Raw genomic sequence first — 23,387 nt, 5'->3', positions numbered from 1 at the left:
AGGCAAATTGCGCTGCCCGAACTTCGGGTTCGATACATCGGAGTATTTGACTACCAACCGATTCCTTCCTATGTTTTCCTCAAGGTAGCCGTGCGATTGCCGTAAAGAAAAAAGGCGAGAAGCCAAATACGAGGCTCTACGGTCCATACCAATTCGATGAAAACGGAACAACTTGTCAGGGGAATAGGCGCGGCACTCTTGGTGCTTGCGCTTGCAGGGTGCGGCGGCGACGACGCGGGTCCGACTGCGACTGCCGCGCAGGCCGGCAAACTGTCGGCGCTGCGGGCCACTGGTAACGCGGTTAGCGCGGCGCCTATGAGTGCGACGGCGCCCATCCATGTTGCGCTGGTGCTCAAGCTCAATGACGAAGCCGGGCTGAACCGCTTCGTGCAGCAAGCGCGGACACCCGGCAGCGCCAACTTCGGGGCCGTGCTGACTTCTGCCCAGATTGCTGCGCGGTACGCACCCACCACGAGCCAGGTTGCCACCGTGAAGGCCTACTTGGCAAGTAAAGGCTTCACGAACATCAGCGTCGCCGGCAACAACATGATCGTCGAAGCCGATGCCCCGGCCGGCGTGATATCGGGTGTGTTCCAGACGACGCTCGTACCGGTCGCGATGGCGGATGGCAGCAGCACGCATATCAACACCGCCCCGGAGACGGTGCCCGATGCGATCGGCGGTGTCGTTCAAGGCGTTCTCGGGCTCGATACCGCGACTCGCCTGCGCCCGAATTTCGTACGCGCATCCAATGCCGCCGCTGCGCCGACGGCGAACGCATCGCCGACGACTTCCGCCGTCACGGTGGGCCATAATCCGACGGATTTTCCCCGCATCTATTCCGTCGGCAGCGCCCCGACGGCGGCGAACATCACAGTCGGCATCATTGCCGAAGGAGACGTGACGCAGTCCGTCATCGACCTGGCGACGTTCGAAAGCAATAACCATCTGCCCGCCGTACCCGTTTCCGTGATTCATGCCGGACTGTCGAGCGGGGACACGAGCGCAACCATGGAATGGTCGCTCGATAGCCAGACCATCGTCGGGATGTCAGGCGGCCTCAAGCAACTCAATTTCTACGTTGCGCGGTCGTTTGCGTGGAGCGATATGGCGCTTGCAATCAATCGCGCCGTGACCGACAACACCGCCCGGGTCATCAACATGTCGATCGGCGGTTGCGAGAACTGGGCGCCGACGGCGGTCATCGACACGCTGTTCCAGCTCGCCGTCGCGCAGGGGCAGACTTTTTCGGTCAGTACCGGCGATTCAGGCAGCGTGGCGTACGGCTGCTCTGGCACATCGGTGCAATACCCCGCGACGTCACCGTACGTGGTGGCTGTCGGCGGCACGACGCTCTACACGAACGGGAACGGCAGCTACGCAGGCGAGACGGCCTGGGATTCCAGTGGGGGCGGCATCAGTGGCATCGAGCCGATCCCGTCGTGGCAGTCGAATGTTCCGGCGCTCAAGGGCCGCGCTTTTCGGGGTATGCCGGACATTGCATTCGACGCCGATCCGAACAGCGGCGAAGCAGTCGTCGTGGGCGGACAACTCGTGACAATGGGTGGGACGAGCCTGTCCGCGCCGCTATTTGCTGCGACCTGGGCCCGCATGCTGTCCGGCCCCTGCGCGACGAATCTCGGTTTTGCGGCGCCCACGCTGTACAGCGTCCAGGCCACGACGCCATCGATCCTTCGCGATATCACCTTCGGCTCGAACGGCGCATATAGTGCAGGCTCGGGATGGGATTTCGTGACCGGCTGGGGCACGCCGAACGTCAGCGCGATGTATTCCGCGATATGTGGTTCGACGGCGGCGATTTACGGCGGTGTGATCAACCAAGGTACGACGCTCAGGCCGGGGCAAATCCTGTATTCGGCTTCCCGAAGCCATCAGTTGGCGATGCAGAATGACGGCAACCTTGTGCTTTACAACACCGCCAATGGTGCTGCGGTGTGGAATTCAGGCACTTACGGAAATGCCGGAGCGTATGCCGTCTTCCAGGACGATGGCAACTTCGTGGTGTACGGCGCGAGCGGCAACGCGCTGTGGAACTCGACGACCAGCAGCACGTCCTATAGCCAGTTTCTCGTCGTGCAGGACGACGGCAACCTGGTGATATACCGATCGTTTGTTCCGGTGTTCGACACATCGACCGCTTCTAGCGTATACGCGAACTCCACGACCGGCCCGGCGGTCTGGAAGGGTGGCGTTACCCTCGGCAGTGGCCAGAGTTTTACTTCAGGCAATGGCGTGAACGTGCTGGTCATGCAGGGAGACGGAAATCTCGTGCTGCTTCGCCAAGGCGTTGTGCAATGGAATTCGGGTACTTATAGTCATCCGGGCGCATTCGCGGCGATGCAAACGGATGGCAATCTGGTCGTCTACAGTTCGACGGGTGTCCCGCTCTGGTATTCCGGCACGAGCGGCAATTCAGGCGCGGCGACGTATGTTCAGGACGACGGTAACGTCGTGATCTATGTGCCATTGCCGCGCTGGAGCACGAACACTGCAGGCGCCTAGCCGTTTCACTCGTCGCTTCGCGGCCGAATATCGTACGGCCCCCGTCACCGGCGGCGGGCCGTGCGAGCCAGACAACACGCTGGCCGCGACTTCTCAATGCCCCCGTCTTGCCTTCCTCACCACCATCCACCGCGGCGCCCTGAACCGCACGATACTGAGATAAAGCCAAACATAAGTCAGCGCAAACACCACAACAAACACGAACAGATGCACGGTATGCCGCCAGAACAGCGTCGCCGGTATCACCGCGACGAGGCACAGCAGCCAGAGATAAGGTGACGTGAGCGAATTCCGCCGCGTCAGATCATGCGCGTGCTTCGTCCCCACGGCCCATCTCATCAGCCGCTTGTACACGAGCATATGCAGATGCACGCCGTCCGGAATCCCCGGCGACATCCCGCGGATGAACTTCTTCCGGTAGATCGAAAAGCACGTCTCGAAGATCGGATACATGAACAGCAGCACCGGATACCACGCGGACACCTCGCGGTTGCGCATCACGAGCATGATCGCAAGCTCCGCGAGCATGAAGCCGATGAAATACGCGCCGCCGTCGCCAAGAAAAATCAGCCCCGCCGGGAAATTCCACAGGAAGAAGCCGAGCACCGCGCCCATCATGATGATCGACGCGGACATCACGACCGGGTCGTTCACATGGAACGCCACATACGCGAGCGACGCGAACATCATGAAGCTGACCATCGACGCGAGCCCGTTGAAGCCGTCGATGATGTTGATCGCGTTGGCGAGCGCCGCGACCGCGAGCACGGTGATGAACGCCGAGATGGCCACGTAGCCGAGCAGGAAATCGAGCGGCGGCACGCTGATGCGCTTGACCGCGATGCCCAGCAGCCAGAACGCCAGCGCGGCCGCGCCCATCGTGCAGAGCAGCCGTGCGCGCGGCGACACGCGCTTGGTCAGGTCTTCGACGAGGCCTGACAGGAACGCCGGCATCCCGCAGGCGACGATCCCGAGAATGCTGCCGGCGATCGTCGGATAGCGCCGCGACACGAGCAGCGCAGCCACGACGACCCCGGCGAGGATCCCGATGCCCCCGACGCGCGGCACGGGCCGCACGTGGAATTTCTGCACGCCGGCCAGGTCGCTGTCGATCGAGAATTTCTCGTGAAGGTGCGCGTAGCGCACGATGAACAGCGTGACGAGCAAGGAGACGATGAAGCCGGACGCGAAGCTGAGCATGGGATCGCTCGAAAAATGGACAGCGGATTATACAAAACCGCGCGGGTTCCCCTCCTGCCATCGCCAGTGGTCGGCACACATTTCCTCGATACCGAGCGTCGCACGCCAGCCGATGATGTCGGCCGCGGCTTGCGGGTTCGCATAGCATTCGGCGATGTCGCCGGGGCGGCGCGCGACGAGTTCGTACGGCACCGGCCGGCCCGACGCCTTCTCGAACGCGCGCACGACTTCCAGCACGCTGTAGCCTTGCCCGGTGCCGAGGTTCACGACGAAGCTCGCGTCGCGCTTGGCCAGTGCGTCGAGCGCGGCGATGTGCCCCTTCGCGAGATCGACGACGTGGATGTAGTCGCGCACGCCGGTGCCGTCCGGCGTCGGGTAATCCGAACCGAATACACGGAGCTTTTCCAGCTTGCCGACCGCGACCTGCGCGACGTACGGCATCAGGTTGTTCGGGATGCCGGCCGGATCCTCGCCGATCAGCCCGCTCGCGTGCGCGCCGACCGGATTGAAGTAGCGCAGCGTCGCGATTCGCCACGACGGGTCCGACACCTCGAGATCGCGCAGGATCTGCTCGGCGATCAGCTTCGACTGGCCGTACGGGTTCGTCGCGGACAGCGGGAACGATTCGTCGATCGGCGAGCGTTCGGGCACACCGTACACGGTCGCGGACGAGCTGAACACGAACTGCCTGACGTTGCGCTTGCGCATGACCTTGAGCACGGCGAGCAGCCCGCCGATGTTGTTCTGGTAGTACTCGAGCGGCTTCGCGACCGATTCGCCGACGGCCTTGAGCGCCGCGAAGTGAATCGTGCCGGTGATCGGGTGCGCGTCGAATACCTTCGCGAGCGCGGCTTCGTCGCACACGTCGACCTGGTGGAACGCGGGCGTCTTGCCCGTGATCCGCTCGATGCGGCGCACGGATTCGGCCTTGCTGTTCACGAGGTTGTCGACGATCACGACGTCGTAGCCGTTGTCGAGCAGCTCGACGGCCGTGTGCGAGCCGATATAGCCCGCGCCGCCGGTAACGAGGATGGTGCCTTTAGCGGTCATGCTGATGCGCTCCTTCAGAGTGTGAATCCCGTCAACGAATGGATGGTCTCCCGGTAGCGTTCGACGACCTGCTGTTCGTCGAATTCCGCCGCGACCTTGTGCCGGCCGCTTGCGCCCATCGCCGCCCGGCCTTGCGGCCCGAGCGCGATCATGCGATTCAATTGCTCCGCGAGGCTCGCGCTGTCCCGCACGCGACACAGGAACCCCGTTTTGCCGTCGGCGACGACGTCGCGGCAGCCCGGCACGTCGGTCGCGACGATCGGGCGGCCCATCGCCGATGCTTCCATCAACGTGCGCGGCACGCCCTCTCGGTACGACGGCAGCACGACGCAATCGGCCGCCGCGATGTGCGGGCGCACGTCGTGCGCTTCGCCGAGATACTCGACGATGCCTTCGTCGACCCACGCGTCGACGTCCGCGCGACCGATCGCGCTCGGATTGTCGACGCCGAGCGGCCCGAGCAGCTGGAAGCGCGCGTTCGGAAAGCGTTCGCGCACGAGACGCGCGGCCTCGACGTATTCGCGTACGCCCTTGTCCCACAGCAGCCGGCCGATCAGGATGAACACGGGCGCGTCGCCGCCCGGCAGCGGCACGGGCGAGAACTGTTCGAGATCGACGCCTTCGCCGTGCAGCAGCCGCGCGCGCTCGGGATGCGCGAGCAAGCGCTCGTCGGTGAAGGTCGCGAGATCGTCGCGATTGAGGAACCACACCTCGCGCGGGAAGCGGAACGCGAACCGGTACAGGCGCTTCGCGACGCTCGCCGCGCGGCTCTTCTGGATGAACACGTAGCCGAGGCCCGTCGTCACCGCGATCGACGGCACGCGCGCAAGCCACGCGGCCACCGAGCCGTAGATGTTCGGCTTGATCGTGTAATGGAACACGAGATCGGGCCGCAGCGCGCGGTAGTGGCGCGCGAGCGCGGCGAGCGTGCCGAGGTCCTCGCGCGGGCTCGTACCTTTCGACGCGACGGCAAGCGCGACGTAACGGCAGCCCATCTGCTCGAGCAGCGGCACCGTGCGGTCGTGCGGCGCGATCACGACGACCTCGGCGCCGCGCGCGACGAGCGCACGGATCAGCCCGTGGCGATACGTATGGATCGCCCAGGCCGTGTTGCAGACGAGCGCGATGCGCAGCGGGGAGGTGGCGGACATGAAAAAAAGAAAAAATAAAGCGTCGAAATTGCCGAACGGGCCGGATGCGCGTCAGGCGGACGGCCGCGCGCCGAACAGCGTCTGCTTGATGCGCTGCAGCGTACGGTACGGCGTCACGAAGTGCAGCAGGTTCTTGGCGAGGCCGGCCCAGTCGTACGGGTTCAGTACGTTGAAGTGGCGCAGCAGTAGCGTGAGCGTCGACACCAGCTGGCGCCGGCGTTTGGTCGCGCTGATCCCGCCCTCGTTAAGCTCGTAATACAGGCCGAGTTCCGGCAGGTTCGCGCAATCGTAGCGTTGCATTAACCGTAAAAAAAGATCGAGATCCTCGGCCGCGCGGTACTTCGCCCGATAGTTGCCCACTTCGCGCACGGCGTCGATGCGCAACATGACCGACGGATGCACGAGCGGCGAGCGCAGGAAGCGCGTGCGGCGCAGCGTGCGCGGGTCGGCGGGCGGCGTCAGCATGAAGCGCGGCTCGCCGGCGCGCGACACGACCTGCGTCCACATGCCGACGCAGGCCACGCGCGGGTGGGCGCCGAGATACGCGCGTTCTTTCGCCAAGCGCTGCGGCGCGGCGAGATCGCCCGCATCGATGCGGGCCGCATAGCGGAAGCCGCGCGCGGCGAGCGCGTCGATGCCGGCCGCCAGCGCGCGTTCGATGCCGCCGTTCCGCGGCATGCGCAGCACGTCGATCGACAGGCCCGGCAGGTCGGGCGCGACGATCGGCGGCGTGCTGCCGTCGTCGACGATCAGCACGTGCACGGGTGCGTCCTCGCGAAACGACGCGAGGGTCCGGGCGACGTCGTCGTGCCCGTTGTAGGCCGGCATCAGCACGGCCACGTCGTCGAGCGGGGGCGGGCAATCAGGGGACGTCATGTTCGCAGCTTGAAACGGATGTAATAAAAGTTGACGGCGGCGGCAGCCAGGTAGCCGGCCGCCAGCCCGACGAGCGCGCCGTACAGGCCGAGCCGCGGGATCGCGAACAGGTTGACGAGCACGGCGATCGCCAGCGCGAGCAGCCATTTCGACAGCAACACGAATTTTGCTTGATATTTGAGAACGATAAGATTGCCTATCGCCTCGATGCTGGCCGGCACGGACAGCCAGACGGCCCAGCGGAAGATGTCGACCGACGCCTCGTAGCCGCGGCCGAACACCTTGCCGACGATCAGCGGGGCGGCCGCGTCGAGCACGAGCGCGCCGGCCGTCATCAGGCCGGCCGTCATCGCGATCAGCCGGACGATGTTGCGGCGTAGCCGCGCGACGTCCTGCACGCGGTACACGAACGCGGGCGCGATGGTCTGCGCGAGCATCAGCGCGAGCGTGATCCAGTTCTCGTTGAGCTGTTGCGCGGCCGAATAGCGGCCGAGATCGGCGAACGACACGTGGCGCTCGAGCATCAGGCGGTCGAATTTCAGGAACAGGTACATGCAGATGAGGCCGAGCCAGAACACGGTGCCGGCCGTTGCAAAGTGCCGGAACAGCGATGTGTCGAACGTCCAGCCGAGCGTGCCGCCGTTACGATGGCGGTAGTACAGCAGCAGCGCGAGGCCGATCGCGGCGGCTTCCAGCGCCCACAGCCACGCGAAGCGGGCGGGGCCGGCGGCCGCGCGCACCAGCAGCCAGACGAGCAGCGCCTTCGCGAGCGCGGTGACCATGCTGGTGACGAGCTGCGGCTTGCTGTAGGTCATGCTCTGCAGCCACGCGTTGATCACGCCGACGAACGGCTCGCGAAACACCATCGTGACCGCGAGGCCCGCGAGCATCGCGCCGACCAGCGGGTCGAAGGCGCCCGCGGCGATCGCGATCCAGGTCGCGGCGAGCGCGGCGACCGACACGGCGATGCGCAGCACGAACGCGCTGCCGAGCACCGCGCCGAGCTGGGCGGGCGGGCGCTGGACGATGGTCGGGACGAGGATTTCCGCGCCGCACACCCAGGTGAGCGGCGCCAGTACCAGGAGAAGCGTATTCGCATACTGCCATTTGCCGAACACATCTGGCCCGAAATAACGGGCCAGCAAGCCGCTGATCGCGATCGCGACGCCGATCTGCGTGAGCCGTTCGAGGCCCAGCCAGACGAGGTTCGCGACGGCTTTCGCGACGTCCGGGTTGCCGAAGCGCTTCAGCATGCGCGGCAGCGACGGCGCGCGCGAGGGGCGGCCGAAAGCGGCGGGTGGGCGGCGGCGGGACGGCTAGGCATTAAAATAGGCGGTATGCGCGTCATCAAAACCCGCGATTATAAGTGGGATCGCGACCGCTCCAGCCGTTCCGTTCCTTGTTTTGCGGGGCCGCCTGTATCATGCGCGGCACCGGCGAGAGGCGGCCAGCCAAGCCAGACAATTTTCCATGCACGCAACTGAGAGAGAAGAGAATCGATGATCTCCCAATCCATCTTCAAGGCATATGACATCCGTGGCGTGGTCGGCAAGACGCTCGACGTCGACACGGCGCGCGGGATCGGCCGCGCATTCGGCAGCGAAGTGCGTGCGCAGGGCGGCGATGCGGTCGTCGTCGCGCGCGACGGCCGCCTGTCCGGGCCGGAACTCGTCGGCGCGCTGGCCGACGGCCTGCGGGCGGCCGGTGTCGACGTCGTCGACGTCGGCATGGTGCCGACGCCGGTCGGCTATTTCGCGGCAAACGTGCCGCTCGCGCTGAAGGGCGGCGAGCGCCGCGTCGATTCGTGCATCGTCGTCACGGGCAGCCACAACCCGCCCGACTACAACGGCTTCAAGATGGTGCTGCGCGGCGCCGCGATCTACGGCGAGCAGATCCAGGCGCTGTATCGCCGCATCGTCGACGAGCGGTTCGAGACGGGCAGCGGCACGTATGAGGAAATCGACGTCGCGGATCAATACATCGCGCGCATCGTCGGCGACGTGAAGCTCGCGCGGCCGCTGAAGATCGTCGTCGACGCCGGCAACGGCGTCGCCGGCCCGCTCGCGACGCGCCTGTTCAAGGCGCTCGGCTGCGAGCTGGTCGAACGCTTCACCGACATCGACGGCACGTTCCCGAACCACCACCCCGATCCCGCCCACCCGGAAAACCTGCAGGACGTGATCCAGGCGCTGAAGGACACCGATGCGGAGCTCGGCTTCGCGTTCGACGGCGACGGCGATCGCCTCGGCGTCGTCACGAAGGACGGCCAGATCATCTATCCGGACCGCCAGCTGATGCTGTTCGCGGAAGAAGTGCTGTCGCGCAACCCGGGCGCGCAGATCATCTACGACGTGAAGTGCACGCGCCACCTCGCGCAGTGGGTGAAGTCGAAGGGCGGCGAGCCGCTGATGTGGAAGACGGGCCACTCGCTCGTGAAGGCGAAGCTGCGCGAGACGGGTGCGCCGCTCGCCGGCGAAATGAGCGGCCACGTGTTCTTCAAGGATCGCTGGTACGGCTTCGACGACGGCCTGTACACCGGCGCGCGCCTGCTCGAGATCCTCGCGAAGACGGCCGATCCGAGCGCGCTGCTCAACAGCCTGCCGGACGCGATGAGCACGCCCGAACTGCAGCTCTGGCTCGACGAAGGCGAGAATTTCCGCCTGATCGAGCAGTTGCAGAAAGAGGCGAAGTTCGACGGCGCCGACGAAGTCGTGACGATCGACGGCCTGCGTGTCGAGTACCCGGACGGCTTCGGTCTCGCGCGTTCGTCGAACACGACGCCGGTCGTCGTGATGCGCTTCGAAGCCGAGACGCAGGAAGGGCTCAAGCGTATCCAGGAAGACTTCCGCCGCGTGCTGACGGCCGCGAAGCCGGACGTCAAGCTGCCGTTCTGAGCGTCGGCGGCCGGCGGGCCGCCTCTCATGCGACGGCCCGTTCCTCGGCCGTGCTGGTCCCGAAAAGCGGCGCGCGCCCCAGGCGCGCGGCCGCTTTTTGTCTGTCCGGCCCTTCGGCCGGGATAAAATCCCCCCTTTATGTCTGTCGCCGGCTGTCAGCCGGCGTTTTTTCAGCGTGCAAAAGATCCTGATCGTGCGCGTGTCGTCGCTGGGCGACGTCGTGCACAACATGCCGGTGATCGCCGATATCCGGCGCCGCCATCCCGATGCGCAGATCGACTGGCTCGTCGAGGAAAGCTTCGTCGACCTCGTGCGGCTCGTCGACGGCGTGCGCAACGTGCTGCCGTTCTCGCTGCGCCGCTGGCGCAAGAAGCCGTTCTCGGGCGCGACGTGGCGCGAGATCCGTGCGTTCCGCCGGCGCCTCGCGGCCGAGCAGTACGACCTCGTGATCGACTGCCAGGGCCTCATCAAGACGGCGTGGGTCGCGAGCTGGGCGCGCGGTCCGCTCGTCGGGCTCGGCAACCGGACCGACGGCGCCGGCTACGAATGGCCGGTGCGCTTCTTCTACCGCAAGCGTGTGCCGATCGCGCCGCGCACGCACGTGGTCGAGCGCTCGCGCCAACTCGTCGCGGCCGCGCTGGACGACCCGGCGCCGACCCCGGCCGATCCGGTCGAATTCGGCCTCGACACGCGGGCGGCGGCGCTCGCGGTCGCCGCGCTCGGCCTGAACCTGCCGGTGCCGTACGTCGTGTTCGTCCACGCGACGTCGCGCGCCGACAAGCAGTGGCCGGACGCCGCCTGGATCGAGCTCGGCCAGGCGCTCGTGCGGCGCGGCGCGTCGCTCGTGCTGCCGTGGGGCAACGACGCGGAACGCGCGACCAGCGAGCGGCTCGCGAAGGAATTCGGCGCGGCGGCGATCGTGCCGCCGAAGCTGTCGCTGCCGGCCGTGGTCGGGCTGATCGACGGCGCGGCCGCGACGGTCGGGGTTGATACAGGTCTGGTTCACATCGCGGCCGCGCTGAAGCGTCCGACGGTCGAACTGTACAATTTCGCGACGGCCTGGCGGACCGGCGGCTACTGGTCGCCGAACGTCGTCAATCTCGGCACGGCGGGGCAGCCCCCGTCGATCGCGCAGGTGAAGTCGACGCTCGCGGGCTTCGGTCTCCTGTAACGCTGTCCACACGCGAACCGATCATGAGCGAATCCCAGATCATCGAAGTCCCGTCCGCCGACTGGAGCGGACACAACCTGTCGGCGCCGCGCGAGCAGTTGCTCGCCGCGGTCGAGGAAGGCAAGGTGCTGTATTTCCCGCACCTGCGCTTCGCGATCGAAGGTGGCGAGGAAGCGCTGCTCGATCCGGCGCTCGCCGATCCGAAACGCAAGAACATCAGCCTCGCGCCGAACGGCGGCGCGCTCGCCGGCGTGCTCGGCGACAGCGTCACGCAGTCGGCCGTGCGCGCGCTCGTCGCGCGCTTCCAGCAGCAGGCCGGCACGCTCGTCGACGGCCTCTTTCCCGAATACCGCGGCAAGCTGCGCGTCGCGCCGACGAGCCTGCGGCTGATGCAGGTCGAAACGCGCCAGACGTCGTGGCGCAAGGACGACAGCCGCCTGCACGTCGACGCGTTCCCGTCGCGGCCGAACTACGGCGAGCGGATCCTGCGCGTGTTCACGAACGTGAACCCGGCCGGCGCGCCGCGCGTATGGCGCGTCGGCGAGCCGTTCGAGGACGTCGCGAAGCGCTTCCTGCCGAAGATCCGGCCGCAGTTCCCGGGCTCGGCGTGGCTGCTGAACCTGCTGCACGTGACGAAGTCGCCGCGCAGCGCGTACGACCACCTGATGCTGAACCTGCACGACGGGATGAAGGCCGACCTCGATTACCAGAAGACGTGTCCACAGCAAACGATGCCGTTTCCGCCGGGCAGCGTGTGGATATGTTTCTCCGATCAGACTTCGCACGCTGTGATGTCCGGCCAGTTCATGCTCGAGCAGACCTTCTTCCTGCCGGTCGATGCGATGGTGCGCCGCGAGTGCGCGCCGCTCGGCATTCTCGAACGCCTGACGGGCAGGGCGCTGGTTTGAGCGCGCACCTGCTTCGACGTCACTCGAGGGCGGCCGCATGCTGAGGGCGATCTATCGCGCGCTGTGGTGGCTCGTCGCGCCGGCCGCCGTGATCCGGCTCTATGTGCGTTCGCGCAAGGAGCGCGGCTATCGCGAGCATATCGGCGAGCGCTTCGGCCACGTCACGGGCCGTTCGCCGGACGATCGCGCGCCGCTGATCTGGGTGCATGCGGTGTCGGTCGGCGAGACGCGCGCCGCGCAGCCGCTGATCGATGCGCTGATGCACGCGCGCCCCGATGCGCGCATCCTGCTCACGCACATGACGCCGAGCGGCCGGGCGACGGGCGAACAGATCTTCGGCGATCGCGTGCTGCGCTGTTATCTGCCGTACGACATGCCGAGCGCGGTGCGGCGCTTCCTGCGTGCATGGCGGCCGACGCTCGGCCTCGTGATGGAAACCGAGGTGTGGCCGACGTTGATCGACGAGTGCCGCCGCGCGGACGTGCCGCTCGTGCTGACCAATGCGCGGATGTCCGCGCGTTCGTTCCGGCGCGCGGCGAAGTTCGGCACGGCGACGCGCGACGTGTTCGGCGGCTTCTCGCGCGTGCTCGCGCAGAGCCCGGCCGATGCGGAACGGCTGACGTCGCTCGGCGCACGCAACGTGACCGTGCTCGGCAACCTGAAATTCGACATGACGACGCCGCCGGAACTCGCGGCGCGCGGCCATGCGTGGCGCGACGCGATCGGCGCGCGGCCGGTGTGGGTCGCCGCCAGCACGCGCGAGAATGAGGAAGCGCTGGTGCTGCAGGCGTTCGCGGAAATGCGCACGCCGGGTGCGCTGCTGGTGCTCGTGCCGCGTCATCCGCAGCGCTTCGCCGAGGTCGAGGCGCTCGTCGCGCGCAGCGGGCTCAAGTGCGTGCGGCGCTCCGTCTGGGCGGCCGATGCGGCCGCGCTCGCGGCGGGCCGGCCGGCCGCCGAACCTTTGGCCGGCGACGTGACGGTGCTGCTCGGCGATTCGATGGGCGAGCTCGGCGCGTACTATGCGGCGGCCGACATCGCGTTCATCGGCGGGAGCCTGCTGCCGCTCGGTGGGCAGAACCTGATCGAAGCGTGCGCGGTCGGCGTGCCGGTGCTGATCGGGCCGCACGTGTTCAACTTCACGCAGGCGACCGCGGATGCGGTCGCGGCCGGTGCGGCGATGCAGGTCGCGGATCCGCTCGATCTCGCGCACGTGCTCGACGCGCTGTTCGCCGACAAGGCGCGGCGCATCGCGATGGGGGCGGCCGGCGCGGCGTTCGCGTCGCGTCACCGTGGCGCGACCGCGCGCACGGTCGACGTGCTCGCCGCGTTGCTGCCGGCCGGCGAAGCCGGGGCGCGTGCGCTGCCGGGCGCTGCCGACGACGACGCTTAGACGGGGCGGGCGGCGCGATGCCGCCCGGCACGCATGGCGGCGACGTGAGCCGCCGCCATGCCGCTCACACAGTCAGCAAACCCTTCTTCTCGATGAACGCGATCACGTCCGCGACGCCGTCGAGCGCCTTCAGGTTCGTCATCACGTAAGGCCGCTCGCCGCGCATCTTCCGCGTGTCGGACGCCATCACGTCGAGATTCGCGCCGACCAGTGGCGCGAGATCGGTCTTGTTGATCACGAGCAGGTCGGACTTCGTGATGCCGGGGCCGCCCTTGCGTGGAATCTTCTCGCCGCCGGCCACGTCGATCACGTAGATCGTCAGGTCCGACAGCTCGGGGCTGAAGGTCGCCGCGAGATTGTCGCCGCCGGACTCGATGAACACGATGTCGGCATCCGGAAAGCGCGCGAGCATCCGGTCGACGGCCTCGAGGTTGATCGACGCGTCCTCGCGGATCGCCGTGTGCGGGCAGCCGCCCGTCTCGACGCCCATGATGCGTTCCTCGGGCAGCGCGCCCGCGACCGTCAGCAGCCGCTGGTCTTCCTTCGTATAGATGTCGTTCGTGATCGCGACGAGGTCGTAGCGGTCACGCATCGCCTTGCACAGCATTTCGAGCAGCGTGGTTTTGCCGGAGCCGACGGGGCCGCCGATGCCGACGCGCAACGGCGGCAGTTTCTTCGTACGGCGGGCGGGGGAGGGGGCAGGTGCGTTCATGGTTGGGCGAAGAGGTTCAGGAGCGGAACAACCGCGAGTACTGGGTTTCGTGCCGCGCGGACAGGATGCCGAGCTGCGGCGCGAACGTGTTGACGGCGTCGGGCGGCGTCGCGAGCGCGCGGCGCACGGCGGCGTCGATCGCGCCGCGCAGCGCGACGATGATGCGTTGTCCGGCGAGCTGCCCGAGCGGCACGGCCTTCAGCGCGGCGGACGTCTGGTTCTCGACCCAGCCGAATGCGTACGCGGCGAGCGTCGCGTCGGCGCTGGCGTCGTGTGCGGCGGCCGCGTACGCGAACGCGGTCGGCAGCGCGATCGGCGACAGCGACGCGAGCGTCGCGCGGCGTGCGGCGTCGCCCCATTCGAGCGATGCGCACAACTGCGCGAGCGACCAGCCCATCTGTTCGGTTTCGCGGCGCAGTTCGGCCGATTCGCGGCTCGCGACGAACCACGCGTTTTCGGCGACGAGCGCTTGAATGTCGTGCGTCTGCCAGCGGGCGAGCTGGTGCGCGAGGAACGGCAACTCGCCGTGCGCGAGCACGTCGGTCAGGCCGCTCGCGATCCAGTCGCGCGCGGAATCGGCGTCGCGGATCAGGTTCGCGTCGAGCGCGGCTTCGAGGCCCTGCGAATAGCTGTACGCGCCGATCGGTAGTGCGGGCGACGCGAGGTGCAGCAGCGCGACGAGCTCAGTGGTGGTCATGACCGTGGTGGCCGTGCGTGCAGCCGGGACCATGCTGATGATCGTGATCGTGATCGTGATCGTGATCGTGCGAATGCGAATGTCCGTGGTGTTCGCCGAACACCTGCTGCGCGAGCGCGTAGTCCTCGGCGAACGTCGCATCGTGCCCGTGCTTGTGGCCGCCGCCGTACGCGCCGGCTTCCGGCTGGAACGGCGCGCGTGCCTCTTCGACCTGCGTGCCGAGCCGGCGCAGCATGTCCGCGAGCACCGGATCGGCTTCGAGCTTCAGGTAGCCGTCGCCGATCTCGACCGGCGTATGGCGGTTGCCGAGATGGTAGGCGGCGCGCATCAGCGTGAGCGGATCGGCGGCGCGCACGAGCAGCACCGTTTCGGATGCCGCGGCGATACGCACGAGCGCGCCGTCGTCGGCGACGAGCACGTCGCCGTCGCGCAGCACGGTGCCGCGCGGCAGCAGGACCGCGACGTCCTCGCCGGTGTCGAGCGTCGCCGCAAGGCGGCTCTTGCAGCGGGCGTCATAGGCGAGCGTGAGCGTCGGCGCGCGCGCGACGAGCGACGCGGCGAGCTTCACGTTCGGGGCAATGCGTTTGTCGAGGGTGCGCATGACACTGAGGATTCCGGATCAGAACAGGAAATAGCGCTGCGCCATCGGCAGCACCGTCGCCGGTTCGCAGGTGAGCAACTGGCCGTCGGCGATCACGTCGTAGGTTTCCGGATCGACGCTGATCGACGGGCGCCATGCGTTGTGGATCATGTCGGCCTTCGTCACGTTGCGGCAGTTGCGCACCGGCACGATCCGCTTCGCGAGGCCGTAGCGCTCCGCGATGCCCGCATCGGCCGCCATCTGCGACACGAAGGTCAGCGACGTGCGCGCGAGCGCCCCGCCGCGCGTCGCGAACATCTCGCGATAGTGAACCGGCTGCGGCGTCGGGATCGACGCGTTCGGGTCGCCCATCTGCGCGACGGCGATCATCCCGCCCTTCAGGATCATCGACGGCTTGATCCCGAAGAACGCGGGCTCCCACAGCACGAGGTCGGCCCACTTGCCGGGCTCGATCGAGCCGACTTCGTGCGCGATGCCGTGCGTGAGCGCCGGGTTGATCGTGTACTTCGCGACGTAGCGTTTCGCGCGGAAGTTGTCGTTGCGCGCGCCGTCTTCCGGCAGCGCGCCGCGCTGCACCTTCATCTTGTGCGCGGTTTGCCACGTGCGGATGATCACTTCGCCGGCGCGGCCCATCGCCTGCGAATCGGACGACAGCATCGACAGCGCGCCGAGATCGTGCAGGATGTCCTCGGCCGCGATCGTCTCGCGGCGAATGCGCGATTCGGCGAACGCGAGATCCTCGGCGATCGACGGATCGAGGTGATGGCACACCATCAGCATGTCGAGATGCTCGTCGAGCGTGTTGATCGTGTACGGGCGCGTCGGATTGGTCGACGACGGCAGCACGTTCATCTCGCCGCACACCTTCAGGATGTCGGGCGCGTGACCGCCGCCCGCACCTTCGGTGTGGTACGTGTGGATCGTGCGGCCCTTGAACGCGGCGACCGTCGATTCGACGAAGCCGGCTTCGTTCAGCGTGTCCGTGTGGATCGCGACCTGCGTGTCGGTGTCGTCGGCGACCGACAGGCAGTTGTCGATCGCGGCGGGCGTCGTGCCCCAGTCCTCGTGCAGCTTCAGGCCGATCGCGCCGGCCGCGATCTGCTCGACGAGCGGCTGCGGCAGGCTCGCATTGCCCTTGCCGAGGAAGCCGAGGTTGATCGGCCAGCCGTCGGCCGCCTGCAGCATCCGCTCCATGTGCCACGGGCCCGGCGTGCAGGTCGTCGCGTTGGTGCCGGTGGCCGGTCCCGTGCCGCCGCCGAGCATCGTCGTGACACCCGAGGCCAGCGCCTCGTCGATCTGCTGCGGGCTGATGAAGTGAATGTGCGTGTCGATGCCGCCCGCCGTCACGATCAGCCCTTCGCCGGCGATCACTTCGGTCGCGGCGCCGATCGCGATCGTCACGCCCGGCTGGATGTCGGGGTTGCCGGCCTTGCCGATCGCGGCGATGCGGCCGTGCTTGATCGCGATGTCGGCCTTCACGATGCCCCAGTGATCGAGGATCACCGCGTTCGTGATGACGGTATCGGGCACGTCGGCGGCCACGCGCTGCGACTGGCCCATCCCGTCGCGGATCACTTTCCCGCCGCCGAATTTCACTTCCTCGCCGTACGTGGTGAAGTCGCGTTCGATCTCGATCAGCAGTTCGGTATCCGCGAGCCGCACGCGGTCGCCCGTCGTCGGCCCGAACATTTCCGCGTACGCGCGGCGGCTCAAGCGTAGTGTCATGTGCTGTTCCTGAAGAGCGGGGCGCGGCTTACAGCGGCCCCATCACCTTGCCCTGAAAACCGTAGACGGCTCGCTCGCCCGCGAGGGCGACGAGCTCGACGGTGCGCGTCTGGCCCGGCTCGAAGCGCACGGCCGTGCCGGCCGCGATGTTGAGCCGGAAGCCGCGCGCGGCCGCGCGGTCGAACGACAGCGCGTCGTTCACTTCGAAGAAGTGGTAGTGCGAGCCGACCTGCACCGGGCGATCGCCGGTGTTCGCGACGACGAGCGACAGCGTCGCGCGGCCCGCGTTCAGTTCGTGTTCGCCGTCGTCGGTGAGGATTTCGCCGGGGATCATGCGGGGCCTCACGGAATCGGGTGGTGGACGGTCACGAGCTTCGTGCCGTCGGGGAAGGTCGCTTCGACCTGGATGTCGGGAATCATTTCCGGCACGCCGTCCATCACATCGTCGCGCGTGAGCAGCGTCGTGCCGTAGTGCATCACCTCGGCCACGGTCTTGCCGTCGCGCGCGGCTTCCATCAGCGCCGCGGTGATGAAGGCCACCGCCTCCGGATAGTTGAGCTTCAGGCCGCGCGCGCGGCGGCGTTCGGCAAGCAACGCCGCTGTGAAGATCAGCAGCTTGTCCTTTTCGCGGGGAGTCAGTTTCATGAAGGCAGGCGTTCAGGAAAACGTAATTTTTATCGGTGCGCACGCAACCGGCAGGGGTGCGGATCATCGTAGCACCGCGCTGTTTGGCGTGCGTCGTGTATCGCTTATGTAAGCAGCAAGGTGCGTGCCATGTGCATCCGGCGTGCTGCCATGCGCATTCATGGTGCGCGATGCATGTACAGGGTGCGCGGTGTGGGGTGGCGTTGCGCCGAAACGGTGCGTGACGCGTGCGCGATCAGGTTTGCCAGAGACGCAGCGGCCGCGCGTCGACGCCGTGCACGATCGGTCGCAACTGCAGCCAGCAGTCGGTGAAGTGGCGCTGCAGCGCTTCCATCGACGTCGATATCGCGCGCACCAGCACGACGCCGGGCGTCACGCAGGTGGCGCCCGCGCGCAGCGTGTCGTCGAACGGCATGCGCGCGGCGAGCGATTCGGCGAGTGCGGCGTCGCACGCGGCGCCGGCCGCCCACAGCGTGCCGTAGGCGGGAAAACCGGCGAGGCCCTGCAGCGCGCCGCGCAGCGGGTCGCGCGCGTCGAGCAGCGCGCGCTCGGTCCACAGCGGCCGGCCGTCGGCATCGACGAGCGCCGATGTCGACACGATGCGTCCCGCCGACCAGGTTTCGCCGGCCGCCTGCCGGCCCAATTGCGTCGCGTCCCAGCCGATTGCGCTCGCGCCTGCGCCGAGCGTCACCGTGAAGTCGAGTGCTGCGTGCGCCGCGTCGAAGAACAGGTTGTTCTGCGGCAGCCAGTCGAGTTTCGCGTGCGCGCCGACCGCGATGCCGATGCGCTGCGTCGCGTCGAGCCCGTTCGACTTGTACCACTTGGTCGCGCCGGGCGTCGTCAGCACCGCGTGCGTGTCGTCGCCGAGCGCGATGTCGATGTCGAGCCGGTCGCCGCCCGCGACGCCGCCCGGTGGGTGCACGATCACCGCGTGGCAGATCGCGTCGCCTTCCGGGTACAGCGGCCGCTGCACGCGCAACGGGCCGTCGTGCAGCCGGTGCGCGAGCGTCGTGCGCGCACCGTGCCGCTCGAAGCCGAGTTCGAGGCGGCCGCGCCACGACTTGGCGACGGCGGGGCGGGACAGCGGGGCGTGCGAATCGGGGGCGGACATCTATTGGGCGTGGAGAGGCTCGAGCATGGATGCTACAAGAACATTAACCAAGACGCGCGGCACCGTTGCGCGTTCGAATAGCGGTGATGAACGGTTGCATGTCGTCTCCGGTCAACGTCGCAACCCGAGCTCATGCAGCAGTGCATCGACTTGTCCGAACGCATCCTGCTGCCATTGATCCGGCGTGCGATCGCCGAGTATGCGTGTGTCCTCGACGAAGCGTCGCACCGAAGTAGGACCGAAGCCGTATTTCAGTGAAATTTGTCAAGTTTTCACTGAAATTCCGGGTTTCAGCGAGCGTTGAAGAAGCCCATTTTAATGAAACTGTTGTCGCCTCGCGGTATTTGTCTCAGCCTTCACTACACCGCGATCAACTCGCGCACGCCGTTCGTCTCCATATCCCGCGCGTCGCCCCCCGCGATGACCTCCCCGCGGCTCATCACCCAATATCGATCCGCGATCGAGCGCGCGAAATCGTAATACTGTTCGACGAGCAGCACGGTCATCTTCGATTCGTCGACGAGCTGGCGCAGCGTGCGCCCGATGTCCTGGATGATCGACGGCTGGATGCCTTCGGTCGGCTCGTCGAGGATCAGCAGCTGCGGCTCGCTCATCAGCGCGCGGCCGATCGCGAGCTGTTGCTGCTGACCGCCCGACAGGTCGCCGCCGCGCCGCGCGCGCATGTCCTTCAGTACCGGGAACAGGTCGTAGATGCGATCGGGCACTTTCGACGGCGCCTTGCGGCTCGCCGCGCCCACGAGCAGGTTCTCCTCGACGGTGAGCCGCGGAAAGATGTCGCGGCCCTGCGGCACGTACGCGAGCCCCGCCGCGACGCGCGCATACGGCGGCAGTGCGCCGAGCGCGGTGCCGCGCCACGACACGCTGCCGCTTTTCGCGGCGACGACCCCCATCAGGCAGCGCAGCAGCGTGCTTTTGCCGACGCCGTTGCGGCCGAGCAGCACGGTCAGCTTGCCGTCGTCGGCGGCGAGGTTCACGTTGCGCAAGATATGGCTGCCGCCGTAGTACTGGTTCAGCGCTTCGATTTTCAGCATCGCATCATCGTCCGAGGTAAGACTCGATCACCGCGTCGTCGCGCTTGACCTGGTCGAGCGTGCCGTGCGCAAGCACCGCGCCTTCAGCCATCACCGTCACGCGCCCCGTGTCGCCCGCGAGCGCCGCGACGAACTCCATGTCGTGCTCGACGACCATCATCGAGCAGGTGCCGCGCAGCGTGTTCAGCAGCTCGGCGAGTTCCATCGTCTCGTGGTCGGTCATCCCGGCCGCCGGCTCGTCGAGCAGCAGCAGCGCGGGACGCTGCATCAGCAGCATGCCGATTTCGAGCCGCTGCTTCTGCCCGTGCGACAGCTCGCCGGCCGCGCGATACGCGTGGCTTTCGAGGCCGATCAGCGCGAGCGTCTCCTCGATCTTCGCCTGCGCGGTGTGGTCGAGCCGCGCGCGCAGCGACGCGAGCCAGCCCTTGTCGGTCTGCATCGCGAGTTCGAGGTTTTCCCACACCGGATGCTGTTCGAACACGGTCGGCTTCTGGAACTTGCGGCCGATGCCCGCCCGCGCGATTTCCGGTTCGTTCATCCGCGCGAGGTCGATCGTCTGGCCGAGAAACACCTTGCCCGCATCGGGCCGCGTCTTGCCGGTGATCACGTCCATCATCGTCGTCTTGCCCGCGCCGTTCGGGCCGATCACGCAGCGCAGCTCGCCCACGTCGATCGCGAGCGACAATTTCTTGAGCGCACGAAAGCCGTCGAAGCTCACCTCGATATCCTCGAGATAGAGGATCGTGCCGTGCGACGTATCGATGCCGGCCGGCACGACGCGCCCCATCGACGCGCTGCCGCTGACGGCGAGCAGCTCGTCCTCGGGCGGCGGTGGCGTGAACTGATAGAGAGCCGTTCCGTTCATGCGCGTTTCCCCTTCGCGAGCACGGTTTCGACGAGGCCCATGATCCCGCGCGGCAGCAACAGCGGCACGAGCACGAAGATCAGGCCGAGGAAGAACAGCCAGTATTCGGCGAAGTACGCGGTGAAGAAGCTCTTTGCGCCGTTCACCGCGAACGCGCCGACGATCGGCCCGATCAGCGTGCCGCGCCCGCCCACCGCGACCCAGATCGCCATCTCGATCGAGTTGCCGGGCGACATCTCGCCAGGATTGATGATGCCGACCTGCGGCACGTACAGCGCGCCGGCGATGCCGCACAGCACGGCCGACACGGTCCACACGAACAGCTTGTACGCGAGTGGGCTGTAGCCGAGGAACATCAGCCGCGTCTCGCCGTCGCGCACCGCGGTCACCACGCGCCCGAGCTTGCTCGTGACGATCGCGCGCGCGGCGACGAACGCGAGCACGAGCGTCGCGAAGGTCAGCAGCAACAGCACCGTGCGTGTGGCCGGCGACGTGATCGCGAAGCCGGCGATGCGCTTGAAATCGGTGAAGCCGTTGTTGCCGCCGAAGCCCGTTTCGTTGCGATAGAACAGCAGCATCGCGGCGAACGTCATGGCCTGCGTGATGATCGACAGGTACACGCCCTTCACGCGCGAGCGGAACGTGAAGAAGCCGAACACCCACGCGAGCACGGCCGGCACGAGCACGACGAGCGCGAGCGCCCACGCGAGATGCTGCGTGCCGCTCCAGTACCACGGCAACTGGTGCCAGTCGAGGAACACCATGAAGTCGGGCAGGTCGCTGCCGTACTTGCCTTCGCGGCCGATCTCGCGCATCAGGTACATGCCGATCGCATAGCCGCCGAGCGCGAAGAACAAGCCGTGGCCGAGGCTCAGGATCCCGCAGTAGCCCCACACGAGATCGAGCGCGAGCGCGGCGATCGCGTAGCACATCAGCTTGCCGGCGAGCGTCATCGTGTACGCGGACAGATGGAACGCGCTGGCTTCCGGCGCGACGAGCGCGGCGAGCGGCACGCCGACGCCGATCGCCACGCACAGCGCGACGAGCGCGAGCCACGCGCGGCGCGACAGCAGCGCGGGGCGGGGCGGCAGGCCGAGCGCGAAGCCGTCCGCCGCGCGCGCGCCGGCAGCGGGCTTCGACGTGTCGGCGACCGGGTTCGACATCGAATCGGTGTATGAAGTCACGTCAAGCCTCCGCGCTGCGGCCCTTCGGGGCGAACATGCCCTGCGGGCGTTTCTGGATGAACAGCACGATCATCACGAGCACCGCGATCTTCGCGAGCACGGCGCCCCAGAACGGTTCGATCGCCTTGCTCGCGAGGCCGAGCCCGAAGCCGCCCAGCACGGTGCCGGCGATCTGCCCGACGCCGCCGAGCACGACGGCCATGAACGAATCGATGATGTAGTTCTGGCCGAGATCGGGGCCCACGTTGCCGATCTGCGACAGCGCGCAGCCGCCGAGGCCCGCGATGCCCGCGCCGAATGCGAACGCATACGCGTCGACGCGGGCGGTCTTCACGCCGACGCACGCGGCCATCCGGCGGTTCTGCGTGACCGCGCGCACGAACAGACCGAGCCGCGTCTTCGTCAGCACGGCCCACGCGACGAACACCACCGCGAGCGCGAACGCGAGGATCGCGAGCCGGTTGTACGGCAGGATCAGGTTCTGCATCACCGTCACTCCGCCGCTCATCCACGACGGGTTCACGACCTGCACGTTCTGCGCGCCGAACAGCATGCGGGTGGCCTGGATCAGGATCAGGCTCACGCCGAAGGTCGCGAGCAGCGTTTCGAGCGGGCGGCCGTACAGGTGCCGCAGCACGAGCCGTTCGAGCACGATGCCGACGAGCGCGGCCACCGCGAACGACACCGGCACGGCGACGAGCGGATACCAGTCGAATGCGCCGGGCGCGTAGCGCTGGATCAGCGTCTGCACGACATAGGTTGCGTACGCACCGATCATCAGGAATTCGCCGTGCGCCATGTTGATCACGCCGATCAGCCCGTACGTGATCGCGAGGCCGAGCGCGGCGAGCAGCAGCACGCTGCCGAGCGACAGGCCGGCGAACAGCGTGCCGACGATCTCGCCGCGGCGCTGCAGCGCGTGCAACGTATCGAGCCCTTGTTGCGCGGCGTCGCGCACGCGCGCGTCGGGTTCCGCGTAGCTGCCGTCGGCGTTCTTCGCGACGAGCGGGCGCAGTTGTTCGATCATGTCGAGATCGCTGCGCGCGGCCACTACCTGCACGGCTTCGAGGCGTTTCGCCGGATCGGCATCGTGCAGCGCGGCGATCGCCCATAGTGCATCGAGACGGCGCTTCAACGCCGGATCGGTTTCCTTGGCGCGCGCGCGATCGATCATCGGCTTGAGCGCCGGGTCGGGCGACTTCAGCAGCGCGTCGATCGCGTCGCGGCGCGCGGCCACGTCGGGCGACGCGAGCGCGAGGCCCGACAGCGCGCCGGCGATCTTCGTGCGCAGCAGGTTGTTCAGCATCACCGGCTGCGCGTCGCCGGCCGGCGTCGCGGCCTGCGTGAGTGCGTCGTGCGCGGTGTCGCCGGACTGGATCAGCAGGTGGCCGTCGCCGGTCGCGAGCGCATCGCCGCTCGACAGCGCGTTGAGCACCGCAACGGCGCGCGGGTCGGTGTCGGCGGCGAGCCGTTCGATCGCGGCCGTCTTCGCGTCGAAGTCGTCGCCGACGAGCGCGGCGGTGTCGGCCGCCGTCAGCGCGAACGCGGCGTGCGGCAGCAGGCCCGCGAGGGCGGCGCATGCGGCGATCGCGCGGGCGGCTCGGCGAAAGCGTGTAGGCATCGGGAAATCCT

General features: G+C 67.5%; 21 protein-coding genes. 5 read left to right on the top strand and 16 right to left on the bottom strand.

What is annotated here, in order from left to right:
- The first annotated feature begins 156 nt into the window (after window positions 1-156).
- Window positions 157-2,523, top strand: coding sequence for a protease pro-enzyme activation domain-containing protein (locus HWX55_RS25695; RefSeq protein WP_175977749.1), 2,367 nt, complete (start codon window positions 157-159; stop codon window positions 2,521-2,523).
- Between the two features lie 93 nt (window positions 2,524-2,616).
- On the opposite strand, the gene HWX55_RS25690 is transcribed toward HWX55_RS25695, so the two are convergent.
- From HWX55_RS25690 to HWX55_RS25670, 5 genes are read right to left on the bottom strand one after another with little or no spacing between them, the layout of a single operon-like run.
- On the bottom strand, window positions 2,617-3,723 hold the full coding sequence (locus tag HWX55_RS25690; protein WP_175977748.1) for a glycosyltransferase: 1,107 nt from the start codon (window positions 3,721-3,723) through the stop codon (window positions 2,617-2,619).
- A 27-nt stretch (window positions 3,724-3,750) separates the two neighbouring features.
- On the bottom strand, window positions 3,751-4,773 hold the full coding sequence (gene galE, locus HWX55_RS25685) for a UDP-glucose 4-epimerase GalE (RefSeq protein WP_175977747.1): 1,023 nt from the start codon (window positions 4,771-4,773) through the stop codon (window positions 3,751-3,753).
- A 14-nt stretch (window positions 4,774-4,787) separates the two neighbouring features.
- Window positions 4,788-5,924 carry a glycosyltransferase family 4 protein gene (locus tag HWX55_RS25680; protein ID WP_175977746.1) on the bottom strand — a complete coding sequence of 379 codons (1,137 nt, stop codon included), beginning with the start codon at window positions 5,922-5,924 and terminating at the stop codon, window positions 4,788-4,790.
- 51 nt (window positions 5,925-5,975) lie between these two features.
- Window positions 5,976-6,800, bottom strand: a complete 825-nt coding sequence (locus HWX55_RS25675; RefSeq protein WP_175977745.1) for a glycosyltransferase — start codon at window positions 6,798-6,800, stop codon at window positions 5,976-5,978.
- Entirely contained in the window at window positions 6,797-8,053 is a 1,257-nt protein-coding gene (locus tag HWX55_RS25670; RefSeq protein ID WP_175977744.1) for an oligosaccharide flippase family protein, read from the bottom strand. The genes HWX55_RS25675 and HWX55_RS25670 overlap by 4 nt, the downstream gene beginning before the upstream one ends.
- Before the next feature lie 246 nt (window positions 8,054-8,299).
- Between HWX55_RS25670 and HWX55_RS25665 the strand changes: the two genes are divergently transcribed.
- The 4 genes from HWX55_RS25665 to waaA all read left to right on the top strand — a co-directional run bounded on the left by HWX55_RS25665 (window position 8,300) and on the right by waaA (window position 13,163).
- Window positions 8,300-9,694 carry a phosphomannomutase/phosphoglucomutase gene (locus HWX55_RS25665; RefSeq protein ID WP_012328043.1) on the top strand — a complete coding sequence of 465 codons (1,395 nt, stop codon included), beginning with the start codon at window positions 8,300-8,302 and terminating at the stop codon, window positions 9,692-9,694.
- Window positions 9,695-9,821: 127 nt separating this feature from the next.
- Complete coding sequence (gene waaC, locus HWX55_RS25660) at window positions 9,822-10,865, top strand: lipopolysaccharide heptosyltransferase I (protein WP_306427004.1); 1,044 nt, start codon at window positions 9,822-9,824, stop codon at window positions 10,863-10,865.
- Window positions 10,866-10,888: 23 nt separating this feature from the next.
- The gene (locus tag HWX55_RS25655) at window positions 10,889-11,773 is read left to right on the top strand and encodes a Kdo hydroxylase family protein (RefSeq protein WP_006485119.1); all 885 of its coding nucleotides are present in this window, start codon (window positions 10,889-10,891) and stop codon (window positions 11,771-11,773) included.
- A gap of 37 nt (window positions 11,774-11,810) precedes the next feature.
- Window positions 11,811-13,163, top strand: a complete 1,353-nt coding sequence (waaA, locus tag HWX55_RS25650; protein WP_175977743.1) for a lipid IV(A) 3-deoxy-D-manno-octulosonic acid transferase — start codon at window positions 11,811-11,813, stop codon at window positions 13,161-13,163.
- A 64-nt stretch (window positions 13,164-13,227) separates the two neighbouring features.
- Here waaA and ureG read toward each other — a convergent pair whose 3' ends face one another.
- The 11 genes from ureG to urtB all read right to left on the bottom strand — a co-directional run bounded on the left by ureG (window position 13,228) and on the right by urtB (window position 23,376).
- Window positions 13,228-13,875, bottom strand: coding sequence for an urease accessory protein UreG (ureG, locus tag HWX55_RS25645; RefSeq protein ID WP_058901948.1), 648 nt, complete (start codon window positions 13,873-13,875; stop codon window positions 13,228-13,230).
- Window positions 13,876-13,891: 16 nt separating this feature from the next.
- Window positions 13,892-14,572 carry an urease accessory UreF family protein gene (locus HWX55_RS25640; protein WP_175977742.1) on the bottom strand — a complete coding sequence of 227 codons (681 nt, stop codon included), beginning with the start codon at window positions 14,570-14,572 and terminating at the stop codon, window positions 13,892-13,894.
- Window positions 14,559-15,173: an urease accessory protein UreE gene (gene ureE, locus HWX55_RS25635; protein ID WP_175977741.1), complete on the bottom strand. Its 615-nt coding sequence runs from the start codon at window positions 15,171-15,173 to the stop codon at window positions 14,559-14,561. Before ureE ends, HWX55_RS25640 begins: the two co-directional genes overlap by 14 nt.
- Before the next feature lie 18 nt (window positions 15,174-15,191).
- Window positions 15,192-16,898, bottom strand: a complete 1,707-nt coding sequence (ureC, locus tag HWX55_RS25630) for an urease subunit alpha (RefSeq protein WP_175977740.1) — start codon at window positions 16,896-16,898, stop codon at window positions 15,192-15,194.
- Window positions 16,899-16,926: 28 nt separating this feature from the next.
- A complete protein-coding gene (locus tag HWX55_RS25625) occupies window positions 16,927-17,232 on the bottom strand; it encodes an urease subunit beta (RefSeq protein ID WP_011544772.1) in 306 nt (101 codons plus the stop codon).
- Between the two features lie 8 nt (window positions 17,233-17,240).
- Window positions 17,241-17,543 carry an urease subunit gamma gene (gene ureA, locus HWX55_RS25620; protein ID WP_006406310.1) on the bottom strand — a complete coding sequence of 101 codons (303 nt, stop codon included), beginning with the start codon at window positions 17,541-17,543 and terminating at the stop codon, window positions 17,241-17,243.
- Between the two features lie 235 nt (window positions 17,544-17,778).
- On the bottom strand, window positions 17,779-18,654 hold the full coding sequence (locus HWX55_RS25615) for an urease accessory protein UreD (RefSeq protein ID WP_175977739.1): 876 nt from the start codon (window positions 18,652-18,654) through the stop codon (window positions 17,779-17,781).
- Window positions 18,655-19,013: 359 nt separating this feature from the next.
- A complete protein-coding gene (gene urtE / locus HWX55_RS25610; protein ID WP_050011644.1) occupies window positions 19,014-19,706 on the bottom strand; it encodes an urea ABC transporter ATP-binding subunit UrtE in 693 nt (230 codons plus the stop codon).
- A gap of 4 nt (window positions 19,707-19,710) precedes the next feature.
- On the bottom strand, window positions 19,711-20,571 hold the full coding sequence (urtD, locus tag HWX55_RS25605; protein WP_175977738.1) for an urea ABC transporter ATP-binding protein UrtD: 861 nt from the start codon (window positions 20,569-20,571) through the stop codon (window positions 19,711-19,713).
- Window positions 20,568-21,755, bottom strand: coding sequence for an urea ABC transporter permease subunit UrtC (urtC, locus tag HWX55_RS25600; protein ID WP_175977737.1), 1,188 nt, complete (start codon window positions 21,753-21,755; stop codon window positions 20,568-20,570). The genes urtD and urtC overlap by 4 nt, the downstream gene beginning before the upstream one ends.
- A gap of 1 nt (window position 21,756) precedes the next feature.
- Window positions 21,757-23,376 (bottom strand): urea ABC transporter permease subunit UrtB, encoded by a 1,620-nt coding sequence (gene urtB / locus HWX55_RS25595; RefSeq protein ID WP_175977736.1) that lies wholly within the window; start codon window positions 23,374-23,376, stop codon window positions 21,757-21,759.
- Window positions 23,377-23,387 lie beyond the last annotated feature (11 nt).

The organism is Burkholderia sp. BCC1047, from assembly GCF_902833155.1.
Lineage (GTDB): Bacteria > Pseudomonadota > Gammaproteobacteria > Burkholderiales > Burkholderiaceae > Burkholderia > Burkholderia sola.
Note: the sequence above shows the minus strand (reverse complement) of the source record. Positions and strands in the feature narration are given on the sequence as shown.